The following is an 852-nucleotide window of genomic DNA, read 5'->3' on the forward strand; positions in this document are numbered from 1 at the left end:
GTGACGTGGTCTTCACATGGAACKGCACGACCTCCGGCGTCCGGGTACCGAATGGTGATTTCATTCCCGCTGATCGCAAAGGACTCACCATTTGCGATGCGACGTCCGCGGCTTTTGCGCAGCGACTGGATTTTGAGAAGCTCGACGTTGTGACGTTCTCCTGGCAAAAAGTACTTGGTGGCGAAGGTGCGCATGGCATGTTGATCCTCAGCCCGCGCGCGGTTGAGCGGCTAGTCACCTATAAGCCCGCATGGCCTTTGCCGAAGATCTTCCGGCTTACCTCGGGCGGCAAGCTGATCGACGGCATCTTCGCTGGCGAGACAATCAATACGCCCTCGATGCTATGCGTTGAAGATTACCTCGATGCATTGGCCTGGGCGAAGTCCATCGGGGGGCTTGATGCACTAGTTGGCCGTGCAGACCAAAATTTTGCTGTTCTAGATGCTTTTGTCGAGCGGACGCCATGGATTGCCAATCTCGCGCGGGTTCCGGCAACGCGATCCAACACCTCTGTCTGCCTGACGATCGTCGACCCGGATATTATCGCTCTTGATGCAGAAGCCCAGGCAAATTTCGCCAAGAACCTTGTGGTGGTGCTGGAGAAAGAGGGCGTCGCCTATGACATTGGCGCCTATCGTGATGCGCCGTCGGGCCTACGCATTTGGGCGGGTGCCACTGTCGAGGCAGCTGACCTTGAAGCTTTAACTCTTTGGCTCGACTGGGCTTTCCAGTCGCAAAAAGCCGCTCTGAAACAGGCAGCCTGAATTCCGGCCGATGCGGCCGCAGCATTGCGGCCGTCATCAATTGCATCATTCCAATTTAACGCCAGTTCCTATTGATGGAGGCCATGAT

At 56.4% G+C, this 852-nt stretch carries 1 protein-coding gene; it reads left to right on the top strand.

Features of this window, described 5'->3' with window-relative positions:
- A partial coding sequence (locus tag ACXJ5O_RS28555) for a phosphoserine transaminase (RefSeq protein ID WP_457302851.1) occupies window positions 1-764 on the top strand: 764 nt, incomplete at its 5' end.
- Between the last annotated feature and the right edge of the window lie 88 nt (window positions 765-852).

Source organism: Phyllobacterium sp. P5_D12 (genome assembly GCF_054049495.1).